The organism is Reinekea forsetii (assembly GCF_002795845.1).
In the GTDB taxonomy this organism is placed as follows: Bacteria; Pseudomonadota; Gammaproteobacteria; order Pseudomonadales; family Natronospirillaceae; genus Reinekea; species Reinekea forsetii.
Genome location: NZ_CP011797.1, coordinates 3,627,940 through 3,640,351 on the forward strand (window position 1 = coordinate 3,627,940; position 12,412 = coordinate 3,640,351).

The 12,412-nt window shown below is 57.0% G+C and carries 12 protein-coding genes; 8 read left to right on the forward strand and 4 right to left on the reverse strand.

The features are described from left to right. Positions 1 to 76 precede the first annotated feature (76 nt). On the reverse strand, positions 77 to 1,498 hold the full coding sequence (locus tag REIFOR_RS16555; protein WP_158524417.1) for a protein adenylyltransferase SelO: 1,422 nt from the start codon (positions 1,496 to 1,498) through the stop codon (positions 77 to 79). 186 nt (positions 1,499 to 1,684) lie between these two features. On the opposite strand from REIFOR_RS16555, the gene REIFOR_RS16560 reads away from it, so the two are divergent. Further along, a complete protein-coding gene (locus REIFOR_RS16560) occupies positions 1,685 to 2,251 on the forward strand; it encodes an acyloxyacyl hydrolase (RefSeq protein WP_145980320.1) in 567 nt (188 codons plus the stop codon). Here the strand turns inward: REIFOR_RS16560 and REIFOR_RS16565 are convergent. Both REIFOR_RS16565 and leuA read right to left on the reverse strand, forming a co-directional pair. Continuing rightward, positions 2,235 to 2,666, reverse strand: a complete 432-nt coding sequence (locus tag REIFOR_RS16565; RefSeq protein ID WP_100258610.1) for a TerB family tellurite resistance protein — start codon at positions 2,664 to 2,666, stop codon at positions 2,235 to 2,237. The genes REIFOR_RS16560 and REIFOR_RS16565 overlap by 17 nt on opposite strands. Before the next feature lie 156 nt (positions 2,667 to 2,822). Beyond that, positions 2,823 to 4,559 carry a 2-isopropylmalate synthase gene (gene leuA, locus REIFOR_RS16570; RefSeq protein ID WP_100258611.1) on the reverse strand — a complete coding sequence of 579 codons (1,737 nt, stop codon included), beginning with the start codon at positions 4,557 to 4,559 and terminating at the stop codon, positions 2,823 to 2,825. A 342-nt stretch (positions 4,560 to 4,901) separates the two neighbouring features. On the opposite strand from leuA, the gene REIFOR_RS16575 reads away from it, so the two are divergent. The 7 genes from REIFOR_RS16575 (at position 4,902) to REIFOR_RS16605 (ending at position 9,291) form a co-directional block, all read left to right on the forward strand. After that, positions 4,902 to 5,387 (forward strand): Lrp/AsnC family transcriptional regulator, encoded by a 486-nt coding sequence (locus REIFOR_RS16575; RefSeq protein ID WP_100258825.1) that lies wholly within the window; start codon positions 4,902 to 4,904, stop codon positions 5,385 to 5,387. A 99-nt stretch (positions 5,388 to 5,486) separates the two neighbouring features. Continuing rightward, positions 5,487 to 5,990 carry a signal peptidase II gene (lspA, locus tag REIFOR_RS16580; protein ID WP_100258612.1) on the forward strand — a complete coding sequence of 168 codons (504 nt, stop codon included), beginning with the start codon at positions 5,487 to 5,489 and terminating at the stop codon, positions 5,988 to 5,990. Between the two features lie 34 nt (positions 5,991 to 6,024). Continuing rightward, the gene (locus REIFOR_RS16585) at positions 6,025 to 6,390 is read left to right on the forward strand and encodes a GFA family protein (protein ID WP_100258613.1); all 366 of its coding nucleotides are present in this window, start codon (positions 6,025 to 6,027) and stop codon (positions 6,388 to 6,390) included. A 23-nt stretch (positions 6,391 to 6,413) separates the two neighbouring features. Continuing rightward, positions 6,414 to 7,031: a fumarylacetoacetate hydrolase family protein gene (locus tag REIFOR_RS16590; RefSeq protein ID WP_100258614.1), complete on the forward strand. Its 618-nt coding sequence runs from the start codon at positions 6,414 to 6,416 to the stop codon at positions 7,029 to 7,031. Next, complete coding sequence (locus tag REIFOR_RS16595) at positions 7,028 to 7,672, forward strand: glutathione S-transferase family protein (protein ID WP_100258615.1); 645 nt, start codon at positions 7,028 to 7,030, stop codon at positions 7,670 to 7,672. The genes REIFOR_RS16590 and REIFOR_RS16595 overlap by 4 nt, the downstream gene beginning before the upstream one ends. Positions 7,673 to 7,785: 113 nt before the next feature. Beyond that, complete coding sequence (locus REIFOR_RS16600) at positions 7,786 to 8,520, forward strand: pyridoxine 5'-phosphate synthase (RefSeq protein ID WP_100258616.1); 735 nt, start codon at positions 7,786 to 7,788, stop codon at positions 8,518 to 8,520. A 150-nt stretch (positions 8,521 to 8,670) separates the two neighbouring features. Then, positions 8,671 to 9,291 (forward strand): hypothetical protein, encoded by a 621-nt coding sequence (locus tag REIFOR_RS16605; RefSeq protein ID WP_145980321.1) that lies wholly within the window; start codon positions 8,671 to 8,673, stop codon positions 9,289 to 9,291. Positions 9,292 to 9,294: 3 nt separating this feature from the next. Here the strand turns inward: REIFOR_RS16605 and REIFOR_RS16610 are convergent, their stop codons facing one another. Beyond that, positions 9,295 to 12,363 carry a beta-galactosidase gene (locus REIFOR_RS16610; RefSeq protein WP_100258618.1) on the reverse strand — a complete coding sequence of 1,023 codons (3,069 nt, stop codon included), beginning with the start codon at positions 12,361 to 12,363 and terminating at the stop codon, positions 9,295 to 9,297. Positions 12,364 to 12,412 lie beyond the last annotated feature (49 nt).

Consider the following 12,412-nt stretch of genomic DNA (forward strand, 5'->3'; position numbering starts at 1 on the left):
CCACTCAATCCGTCAGTGTTGGCAGTCTACCACCAACGTTCCACTGAATCTCTAGCCCGCCCGCGCGGGCCTTGACTTAGCTGCTGCAGCTTAGGATCGGTGCAGGCGCGGCCGCGGCCGGTGGCTGATGCCAACGGGCCCATTCGGCCCGTTCGGTAAAGGGGTCTTGCAGGGCCGCAAAGAACGATTCCAAGGGGCCAAAATTACCAGTCTGCGCGGCATCGATGACCGCCTGGAGATGATGACTGCGTGCCACAGTCACTGGGTTAGAGGCAAGCATCTGACGCTGGCGCTCGGTCTCATCGGCTTCGGTCTGGGTCAGGATGCGAGCACACCAGGCGGCGAAGCGCGGCGCATCGATAAAGTCATCCTTTAGGCCGGGCCATTCGGTCAGCGGTAAGTTGGCCAGGCGTCGAAAGGGCGTGTGGAAGTCTTTGCCTTCTGCGGCCAATAGGGCCAGCCATTCATCCAATAACTCGGGCTCAATGGGCCGCTCAGATGAGCCGCCAAGTCGTTGATTGAGCAGTTCATAGTAATGCTTCCGATGGCACTGATCGAAGTCGCTCACCGCAGCGGCCAACAACTGCGAATCGGTCAGCGGCGCCAAGGCCTGGGCCAAGCGCTGCAAATTCCAGAACGCCACCGAGGGCTGTTGGTTAAAGGCATAGCGTCCTTCGGCGTCGGTATGGTTATAGACCGCATTGGGTCGTGTCTGGTCGAGAAATGCATAGGGCCCGTAATCGAAGGTTTCGCCGACTATGCTCATATTGTCGGTATTCATCACGCCGTGGACGAAACCATAGGCCATCCAATAGGCAATCATCTGCGCGGTTTGCTCGATCACCGCACGCAGGAGACTGACGATCGGATCGGCGTTGTCCTGGCATTGAGGGAAGTGATGCTTAATAGTGAAGGCGGTCAGCGCCTTGAGTTGATCTATGTCCTGGCGGTGCGCCAGCCATTCGAAATGACCGAAGCGAATATGGCTGCTGGCCACGCGCATCAGGGTCGCGCCCGTCTCAAGGGTTTCTCGATACACCGCTTCAGTGGAACCGGCTAAGGCTAGGGCGCGGGTGGTCGGCGCACCGAGGCCATGCAGCGCCTCACTGCCCAAGAATTCACGGATCGAGGACCGCAGCACGGCACGGCCATCACCAAAGCGACTGTAGGGTGTCTTGCCGGCACCTTTGAGATGCATTTCCCAATAGACACCGCTCGGGTCGAGCCACTCGCCTAAAAGTAAGCCTCGACCATCGCCCAGTCCTGGATTCCAACCACCAAATTGATGACCCGCGTATTTTTGCGCTATTGGCTCGTGGCCCTGGAACAGCGCCGTGCCCGCCATAACGCCGAGGATATCGGCATTGGCCACTAACGGCAGTTGCATGCGCTCGGCCAGCGATTGATTCCAGCAGACCCAATAGGGCTCGGCCAGTGGTGTGGGCATGACTCGACTGCAGGTCTCGGGCAGTTCGGTGGCAAAGCGCGACGTAAACACAATAGCTTCTTATTGGACTGGGTGAATCATTAGTATAGGGGCGCGATGGCGAGGGACAAGGGCCTGACGGATCTCGGTTGGCAATATGGCTCGGTAGATGGGTGTCTATAGGTTGTCAAATTCGCTAAGATACCGCACTCGGGGCGTTCCTAGGCGCACTCTTAACCCATTCAGATAGGATCGCTCGTGAAAAAAATCCTTGGCCTCATCCTAATGCTGCTCACTATCGGCATGGCATCCGCCAATCCAGCCGCGCGTCCGGCGGCCATTGGTGTTTCCGTCCTATCCTTATTGGCCTGGAATCCGATGCGCTTAACGGGCGTCGGACTCGACTACGGCCTAGATGAAGACTTTGCTCGAACCCGACTGCTCTGGCTCTGGGATCTGGCCAACCCGTTGCGCCGAGTCGGCCCCCTGACGCTCAGTGGGCACATGGAATTGGCCATGGGCCAGACCGCGCCCTCCCCAGCCGACCTCACCTTAGGCTTAACCCCTCTGTTGGAGTGGCGCTGGACCAACCTCAGCTGGGCACCCTTTATCGAGACCGGACTGGGCGCTAACTATATAAGCTTAACGGAGAATCGGCAGCGAAGCCTATCGACCCATTTTCAGTTTGGCGAGGTTTTGGGGATTGCCATGGAGTACCGCGATCTTAAGGTCGGCCTACGTTATCAGCATCTGTCCAATGCCGACATGGTCCTGCCCAATAACGGTTACAACTTCTATGGTGCGGTGCTCAGCTACCGTTACTGAGGGGCTTGCTCGAGCTAGCCGGCTCCGAGACCATCATGCTGGACACTAGCTGCAGTATTTCCGCTTCCTTCGCATCCAAATTGCCATCGGTTATTGCCAGCTCACGCAACAGGGTCAGCACCCGTGCATCGGATTTTAGTGCCGGAACCAGCGGGGCCAGATAGTCCGCCAAATGATTCCCCTTCAGGGCTTGGAGGCTGTCAGCAATGAGGGCTTGGTGATAGGCGGCCTTGGAAATGCCCGGGTTGTGCCAAGGCAAGTCCTCGAGCAGGCGAGCAAAGAGGTCTTGTTCCGTCAATTTGACCTTGCCATCGGCCTGATACAGCAGGGTCGTCAGCGCGATAATGGCTTCCGATTTTTGCTGATCCAGGGCTATCTTGTTGTCGTCCAACAATCCCAGTAGCGTTGCTAACATCTGTGCTGCTCCTTACTTAGGCCGATCCGAGCGGGCCGTTACGAAGTGGACCCCGAAGCCCACCGATGCAACCTTGCACCCTGCGGCCCGGGATCCGAACCTGGGCAGTGTCCCACAGCGGGTCGATGGCCAGCCAGATGGAGTTTGCTGCCGGGCTTAACCGACCGATTGCAGACCGGCCACCCGCTTGGCTGCGCGCCCGACGGCCGACAACAGGGCCTGCAAATTCGCTGTCGTGGTATCTTCATGGATCGCGGCTGCGACCGAATCAACCCCATCGACGCTAACACAGACACTGGCGATCGCATCGGAGTCGGTGCCCTGGCGCAGCGCATGTTCATCAAACTGGCTGACCTTAATGGCCACGCCATAGTGACGGCCCAATGCATCGGCGAGGGCCTCGAGCGCGCCCACACCCCGCCCGGTCAATTCAATAGGTTCGGCCGCCTCGATGCGAAAGGTCGCCTCGGTTTGTTGGTTTTGCGAGCTCAAATCATAGCCGCGCAGGTTCCAGCCGGCCGGCACGGCAACAAAATGGTCATCGAAGAGCGCCTTAATTTCCTTGCTGCGCACCTCCGAACCGGCTTGCTCCGCCGCCTTTTGCACCACATTACTGACGTGTTGATGCATCCACTTGGGCAATTCGATGCCGTAGTCGCGCTCCAGTACGTGCGCAACACCCCCCTTACCCGACTGGCTATTGATGCGCACGACCGCTTCATAATCGCGCCCCAGATCGGCTGGATTGATCGGCAGATAGGCCACTTCCCAATGAGCCAGACCCTTGTCATGGTGGAACTGCAAGGACTTGCGGATCGCATCCTGGTGACTGCCGGAAAAAGCGGTATAGACTAGTTCGCCCACCCACGGATGACGCGGATGTACCGGCAAGTCGGTGCATTCTTGACAGACTCGGAGCATTTCTTGGACATCGCTAAAATCCAGTTTAGGGTCCACCCCCTGGGAATAGAGGTTCATGGCCAGGGTCACCAGATCCATGTTGCCGGTCCGCTCACCATTGCCTAACAGCGCACCCTCGACGCGATCGGCCCCGGCCATCAGACCCAATTCGGTTGCCGCCACGCCACAACCACGATCGTTGTGAGTGTGTAAGCAAACGATCACCTGCTCGCGTTGATGCAAGGCGCGGCACATATATTCAATTTGATCGGCAAACACATTGGGGGTCGACATTTCGACCGTGGCGGGCAGGTTAATAATCACCGGCTGACCCTGGATTGGCTGCCAAACATCGATAACCTGATTGCACACCTCGATGGCGTAGTCTATTTCTGTGCCAGTGAAGCTTTCCGGAGAATACTGAAAGGTCCACTCGGTATTGGGGTTGCGCGCGGCGTACTCCTGCACCCAACGAGCGCCCTGTACGGCGATGCCGGCAATCTGCGCCTGACTCATGCTAAAGGTTTGTTCCCGCTGCACGGTCGAGGTCGAGTTGTAGACATGGACAATCGCCCGCTTAACGCCTTTGAGCGCCTCAAAGGTTTTACCGATCAGATGCTCACGCGCCTGGGTCAGGACCTGAATCGTGACGTCATCGGGTATCAGGTTGTCCTCTATCAGCTTACGCGCAAAATCAAACTCCGGCTGTGCCGCCGATGGAAAGCCAATTTCGATCTGCTTAAAGCCCAACTTCACCAACAGGGCAAACATCTTCACCTTCTGGGCCACCGTCATCGGTTTCACCAGGGCCTGGTTACCATCGCGTAGGTCAACACTGCACCAGATCGGCGCCTCACTGATAACCTGATCCGGCCAGGTTCGGTCAGTCAGGTTCAGACGTGGATAGGCCTTATACTTGCGATGGTCAAACGAGCCCGCCGCAGCCATCTGCTGGGCCACTGAATGATTGTCCTGTTGCTCTGAAGTGCTCATGGTTCACCCTATTGGTTTAGGTTATGCAGCGTGTGACCCGGATCGGACGCACGTCCGATCCGGGTTATAAATTTCAGTCTAGCCTGTTCTTCTGCCGGGATATGGCCTGTTCGTCACCGGATGGGTGGGCGGACATGGGGCGGATCGCGCAACCGGTAAGTTGCCGTCACCTATGCAGACTGGGGTAAAGTCTGTCGAGCCAAGGTTGCCGAAGAACATAACTAGATTAGGGCATTGGTATCGCAATGTCCTTGCGCATTTGGCTTTATTCTAAAAAATAGCGCAATATAAACTGGCATATATAAATTTTAACGCTCTTATCATGCAGGAATGGAGTTTATTATGGCAAACTTATCTAAATTAGACCGGTATGACCGACAGATTCTCGAGCTACTTCAAAAAGACGCCGGTCTATCCAATCAGGATCTGGCGGAGCGCATCGGATTATCGGCCTCGCCCTGCTCCCGGCGGATCAAAAATCTAGAAGAACGCGGCTTTATCGACCAGCGTATCGCCCTGATTAACCGCTCGGCGCTCAACTTGAACTTGGTGGCCATAGTCGGCATCCGCATGGATCGACACACCCCAGACCGGTTCGAGCATTTTGAACAGGCCGTGGCCGCAATCGATGAGGTCATCGAGTGCTTTTTGGTGACCGGCCAGGACTCCGATTATCAGCTCAAGGTGGTGGTACCCGATATGGATCACTACCATCAGGTACTCTTGAAACATATCACCACCATTGCCGGCGTCGATGGGGTTCATTCGAGCTTTCTGCTGCGTGATATTATTAAGGCTAAGCCGTTGCCGCTGAAGTATTTGCCTTGACCAATCCGCTCGATGGCAGGTTGGGCCTCGCCAACCTTTTTGCCCTCAAAAATTCAGGTATACTGGGCGCCTCATTCACCATTGGACACTTCACCGGCCATGATCATACCCCTGACCGCCCGACTGGCCATCTTGGCCCCGCTAATTTTCGTCGGCCTTTTGATCGACCAACTCTCCAAGGTCTGGGCCAGCTCAACCCTTCAGGGTGGGCCCCGGTTCACTTTTCTATTTGACACCATACGAGTGGTCTATGCCGAAAATACCGGCGCCTTCTTGGGCTTGGGGACCAGCTTGCCACCCCACCTACGCTTTTTAATCTTTACCGCCTTAGTGGGTTTGTTTTTACTGGCCTTACTGGTCTATCTGCTCAAGAGCAAGGAGATGGACCGATTGGCCTTGGTAGCACTGGGACTGGTGTTTGTCGGTGGCTTCAGCAACTTTATCGATCGGGCACTGAATGAGGGTGCCGTGGTCGATTTTCTCAACCTGGGCTTTGGTGGGCTGCGCACGGGCATCTTTAACCTAGCCGATGTCTATATTATGATCGGCGCTTTCCTGCTTATTTTTGGCCAGTGGTGGCTCGACCGACGCGCCCGTGCCTAAACGCTCTGGGCGACTACCGAATGGAGATCAGACCATGTTAAACGGCCAATGCCATTGCGCCAACGTCAGCTTTACGACCGATCTCTTGCCGACGCTGCTCACCGACTGTAACTGCTCCATCTGTGTGCGCTACGGTGCCCGCTGGGCACACTTCCGCCCGGACCAGGTGCTGATCACAGTTCGTCGCGGCAGCACCCGTACCTATAGTCGGGGCGAGCACTGCATCGACTTTCATCATTGCCCGGACTGTGGCTGCGTGACCCACTATTGCACCACCGACAAGGCCGATCCGGCCGTGGCACGAGTCAGCATCAACGCCCGAATGTGCCCGCCTGAGCAGGTTCAAGGCATTCAGGTTCGGCTTTTTGATGGTGCCGACCGCTTTGTGTTTTTGGACTAAATGACCCCGATCGAGGATTTACGATGACCCCGGTAATCTATAAAGACACCCCGATATTTCCCGGTAAAATTGTCTGTATTGGCCGCAACTACGCGGGACATATTGCCGAATTGGGCAACGAAATACCCTCGGCGATGGTGGTCTTTAATAAGCCCAGCAGCGCCATCAGCGATCGACTCTTGGCGCACGCTGGTGGGCCGGTGGATTACGAATGTGAGCTGTGTTTTCTGATCGGTGACGGCGCGCTGGTGGGGATCGGGTTGGGGCTTGATTTGACCCGGCGCGACCTACAAAACCAGCTTAAAAAGCAGGGTCTGCCCTGGGAGCGAGCCAAGGCCTTCGATGGCTCAGCCACCTTCAGTCCGTTTGTCGCCCTGCCAGATGACATCAATAGACTGTCCTTTACCCTGCATATCGACGATAAACTGACCCAAGCGGGCGATCCGGGTCTAATGCTGTACCCGCCGCAGACTATAATCTCAGAACTGACCCGCTTTATGAGCCTACAGGACAACGACATCCTCATGACGGGCACGCCCATGGGCGTCGGTCGGGTGATGGCAGGTTGCCAATTTGTCGCGCGTCTGTACGACGATCGACAGCTGCTGATTGAACACTCCTGGCGAGGCATTGCCCTATGACTACAAAACTCATTATCGGTAATAAGAACTATTCAACCTGGTCCTTGCGCCCCTGGCTATTGCTGAGCGCTTTTGACCTGCCCTTCGACGAAGTGAACGAGTCGCTCCAGCCCGACCGACTGCGCGCCCGATTGCTGACGCATTCGCCAGCGGGCAAGGTACCGGTTTTGGTCGACGCCGACGTTCTGGTCTGGGACTCACTGGCTATCTGTGAATATGTCTCCGAGGTCCACTTGGCAGGTCAAGGCTGGCCGCGCAACGCGCCAGACCGAGCCAAGGCGCGCGCCATCTGCTGCGAAATGCATGCCGGTTTTACGGCCCTGCGCGCCGCGCTGCCGATGAACATTCGCGCCAAACGCAAGGTTGACCTCAGTGCTGCATGTAGAGCCGACATCGCCCGCATCGATGCCATCTGGTCCGATCATCGGCCCGATAACTGGTTATTTGACACCTTCGGCATCGCCGACTGTTTCTATGCCCCGGTGGCGCTGCGCTTTGAGACCTATGGTATTGAGCTATCGCCGGCCGCACGTGCCTATCAGGTCAAATTGCTCGCTCATCCTGCCGTGCAACGTTGGACCGAGGCGGCCCTGAGCGAAACCGACGTGGTCGCCGCAGATGAGGCTGGGCTTGAGATATAAGGTTTGCCGGCCGTGCGCCGATCGGCCAAGACGAAATTAATCGCCCACCGACGGCGCTTCGGGCTAAACTGGCGCGCTTCAATACCACCAACCGAGTTTTTTGAGGATAAAGCATGACCGAACTCAGTGTGAACCTGAATAAAATTGCCCTGTTGCGCAATGCCCGCGGGCACGATGCGCCGAATGTCGTGGAATTTGCGAAAAAATTCATCACCTTGGGTGTTAAGGGCATCACCATTCACCCACGCCCGGACGAACGCCATATCACCCGTCAGGATGCTCATGACCTGGGTGACCTGATTCGCCCATTGGACGGGATTGAACTGAACATCGAAGGCTATCCGTCGGAAGATTTTCTCCAGCTGATCGAGGCCGTTCGGCCGGACCAGACTACCCTGGTGCCCGATTTACCGGGCCAACTGACATCCGATCACGGTTTCGACTTTCACACCCAGGGTGCTTTCTTAGCACCGATCCTCAGTCGACTGAAAAACAGCGGCACACGGATTTCGATCTTCCTCGATCCGGATTTGGCGCAGGTAAGGCTTGCGGCCCAATCCCAAGCGGATCGGATCGAACTCTACACCGAGGCCTATGCCGACACCTTTAATCGGCCGAACCGACAGGACATCTACCAACAATATCACGAGGCTGCGGCTCTGGCCGTCAACCTGGGGCTGGGTGTGAACGCCGGGCACGACCTCAATCTGGACAATCTGCCGCGCTTCGTTACCATCCCCGGTATTCAGGAAGTTTCGATCGGCCATGCTTTGGTGGTTGAATGTCTGGAGCTCGGTATCAATACCGTCGTACGACAGTATCTGGCCATCTGTCAGCAAGGCCACTAGCAAGACGCCACTGGACAAGCTTACCGCGCGTGCCCGTGGCGCCGATACAGCGCGGTAGCAAGGATGCTGCCAACGGCCGACTGGTTCGACTTAACGAAAATCCTCTGCTATCGTTTTTAGGTGCGTATCAAGCATTTAGGATTCGGCATAGTGTCAACAAGCGTTCCAGTTGTAGTGATGGTTAATCTCGCGGTCATGGTTATCGGACTGGCTGCTTTTGTGGTCTATCAGTTGGCTCAGCATCACCAAACCAACCGCAGCTTGGCAGGCCAGGTCCAACAGTTAAAAAGCTTACTGGCCGGGTTGCGCGGAGCGCTAAAGGCAGACCCTGTTGCCGACAACCGGGATCATCTCAGCGCGGCCTCATTGCGCACCCATCAGCTCAACATTCTCAATGCGACCTTAGACCTTGAAGAGCGGATTACCCATACCGATCCGAGCGTCGCGACAAAGTTGGCGGCACAACTCAATGCGCTGAAAACGCAGGCCAATTATGCCCATAAGATGTCCGAACAATTAGGCGCGCAGGCCAACTCCAGCCGGTTCAGACGCCTGTCGTTGGAAAACAAACTGAAGCAGAGGCAGGTGGCCCTGAATAAGGCACGCTCGGTCAATCGCCAGCTTAAAGACCATTACGCAACGATCAAAGTTGCCCACCAGCAGATATTAGAGCGACGGGCAGAACTGCGCATTACCAAAGACCAACTGACTCAGGCGGCCGATGAAAATGGTCGACTCAATGCCCAATTAAGCGACTTACGGAGCGGTTAAGCCTCAGCGAAAGGTCAGGCTGTAGCGATAAGCGGTGCGCGCCAAGAGAAACTCTGGATGCACACTGGGGCTCCAGGAATCATCCCCACCCACGCCCATATGCTCGGCATCGAGCCGCAGATACAGGCAGCTATCCTTCTGCAGCTCATGGGTATGTTTGGCCGAGGCCACCGTGCTCTGACTGTACCGACTGACGCCCAGATGAAAGGCCCCGGCAACCGCGACCCCGGCAACCTGGACCGACTGGCAATCGCAGCGCAGGCCGCTTTCGGTCGGAAACACATAAGGGGTAAAAAAATCATCGATCGGCGCCGAATAGGCACCGAACAGGGCCGAATGTTTGCGATCGGGATAGTTCTCGTGCGGCCCACGGCCGACCCAATCGACTCGACTCTGAATGTCTCTCAAGCCCAATTCAATACCGACCCGCGCCAAGGGTGGTAAGCCAGGCGCCACCTGCACCGAGATTGCCAAGTCCCAGCTGCCGTCGGCATAAAAGCTATAGCGCCAAACGGAGGCAAGCAGCACATTACCATCGACACAATGCTGCTGACTGACGCAGACAGCCACCCTCGACTCGTGCTGCTCGGTATCGATCGACACCAGGGTGCGCGCCAGGCGATCCAGTCCGGCGGCCTGCCAGCGACTCATCCAGGCATTGGGGTCCATCTTATGGGCTTCGCTGGTGCCAATATCGTTATCGAGCGGCGCGCGCCAAAAATTGTCGAGCGGCGCGCGGGCGATCAGCTCGACACCGTCGGCCTTACGCCAACTGAGCAACAGGCCGGTGTAGGCATTGAACTGCCATTCGGCCGCGCCACACTGCACCCTGTGGATCTCGCCTAGTACCAGCGTGAGCGCACCACTGGGCCTGATCACAGCCGGAGCCAGTGCCATCGACATCGGCAAGGCCATCTGGGCTTGGGCCAACAGATGCGCCGCCTCGGCCCAGGCAGTGGCCGCCTTGAGGTGCACTTCGAGCGTCAACTGGTAGTTGCAACCGGGACGAACCGGCGGCAAGGCAGTCGCGAGCTCAATACGCTCGCTGCCCCCCGCTTGGACCATTATCGGCGCCTGACCGGCAAGGATCGCCACGCCGTCTTCCAGCACGCGCCAACTCAGGATCTCATTATCGGTACTGCGAAAGAGAAACTCACTGCTTACTCGCACCGCCAAGGCATCGCCCGGTATCCGCTCAAAGTGCAGATGCTGTTGGCAGAATTTGGCTTCGAATGCTGTTGGATGGGGCGTTCGATCGGGGAACATCAGACCATTGATACAGAATTGTCGGTCGTTCGGGACATCGCCGAAGTCGCCACCATAGGCCGAAAATTCGGTGCCCTGAGCATCGACTTGGGTTAGGCCCTGATCGACCCAGTCCCAAATAAAACCACCCTGCAAGCGGGGGTATTGGCGAAAGGCCTGCCAATACTTATCGAACGAACCCAGGCTATTGCCCATGGCGTGCGCGTATTCACAGAGAATCAGTGGGCGCTGTTCATCGGGCAGACCGAGCCATTTTTTGATGGACCACTTGGGCACCGCCGGATGCGCCATATCGGTATCGACGCGCGCATACATCGGGCAAATAATATCGGTCACCGCCGAATCGGCCCCACCGCCTTCATATTGGATCGGGCGGGTCGGATCGATCGCCTGAGTCCACTGATACATCACATGATGGTTCTTGCCGACACCCGATTCATTGCCGAGTGACCAGATAATAATCGACGGGTGATTGCGATCGCGCAGCACCAAGCGGGTCATCCGTTCGACATAGGCATTGAGCCAGAGCGGATCTTCCGATAGCCGAGAGCAGGGCCACATGCCGTGTGTTTCAACGTTCGCCTCATCGACCACATAGAGCCCGTATTGGTCACATAGGGCATAGAAGTCGGGATGATTGGGGTAGTGCGAGGTGCGCACGGCATTGAAGTTGAATTGCTTCATCAGGCGCACGTCTTGTTCCATATCGGCGCGCGTCACGGCATGGCCACGGGTTGGGTGGTGCTCGTGTCGGTTTACGCCACGGATCAGCAAAGCCTGGCCGTTGACCCGCAACTGCCCGCCGCGAATCTCCACCGTGCGAAAACCGACCTGAGTGCGTTCGACATCGAGTACCTCGCCCTGGCTGTCTTCAAGGCTCAATACCAGGGTATAGAGATTGGGTGTTTCATCCGTCCATTTGCGCGGATTGAGCAGCGCTATCGAGTGATGGGCTAATTCGGGATAGCCGCCATGCTCATCGACGGCGGCGCTGCCCAGATTGACCCGCTCATCGGCGATGCAATGATCGGCATCGAACAGTTGCGCCCGAAGCTGGGCCGGGGCGGCCGGCAAGGTGCCCGAAATACGCGTTTCGATGCGCAGTTCAGCATCGCGATAGAGGGCATCTAGGTGGGTCTGGACACAATAGTCGGCAATGGCGAACGCCGGCTTGAGCAGCAGGGACACGTCGCGGAACAGGCCACTGAGCCACCACATATCCTGATCTTCCAGATAGCTGCCATCGCACCAGCGCAAGACCATGGCGGTAATCTGATTGTGGCCCTCGACCACAAAGGCGGACAGGTCAAACTCGGCCGGCAGCCGGCTGTCTTTGCTCAGACCCACGTAATGACCGTTGCAAAACAGATAGAGCATGGCGTTGGCACCATCGAAAATGATCCGACACTGGCTCTGGAGATCGGTACTGGACAGGTCAAAATTTCGCCGATAGACACCGGTCGGATTGTCCACTGGCACAGTCGGTGGATTCACGGCGAAGGGATATTGCACATTGGTGTAGATCGGTCGATCGTGGCCCTGCAGTTGCCAATTGGAGGGCACCGTCTGCGTTTCGCTAAAGGGATAGGCATCGAACACGATTGTATCGGGCACCGCCTCGGGCCGTTCGAAGTAGGCAAAGGACCAATCACCGTTAAGCAGGCGTCGTTGCGAGCTGATTTGCGCTCGGGCTTGGTCGGTCGAGCGGTAGCCGGCCAGCGGCGCGTGGGCCGGCAGGCGATTGTGCTGCACCAGGGTCGGATTCTGCCAAGCGTTCTGGAGCAGCAGGTCACTGATTTTAGTCATGGGGGGAGCCTCGGCAGATGATTTGGTAACGTTTTCAAATTAGCCGAAA